Annotated in this window: 1 pseudogene; it reads left to right on the top strand. The window is 52.2% G+C overall.

Features of this window, described 5'->3' with window-relative positions:
• Nucleotides 1-20: 20 nt before the first annotated feature.
• A pseudogene (locus CH339_RS25880) lies at nucleotides 21-247 on the top strand (translational GTPase TypA); the annotation flags it as partial.

The following is a 247-nucleotide window of genomic DNA, read 5'->3' as shown; positions in this document are numbered from 1 at the left end:
ACCTTGTCCCTGTATCAGGAATGGAAGACATCAATGTCGGAGAAACCGTCTGCCCGATTGAGCATCAAGAGGCGCTTCCGGTTCTTCGCATTGACGAACCGACGCTTCAAATGACGTTTGCGGTTAACAACAGTCCTTTTGCCGGTCGCGAAGGAAAATATGTCACGGCCAGGAAGATTGAAGAGCGGCTTGAACAGCAGCTGCAGACAGATGTCAGCCTTCGAGTCGATCCGACGCCATCTCCTGA

The sequence above is a fragment of the Rhodobium orientis genome, from assembly GCF_003258835.1.
GTDB classification, from domain to species: Bacteria; Pseudomonadota; Alphaproteobacteria; order Rhizobiales; family Rhodobiaceae; genus Rhodobium; species Rhodobium orientis.
Note: the sequence above shows the minus strand (reverse complement) of the source record. Positions and strands in the feature narration are given on the sequence as shown.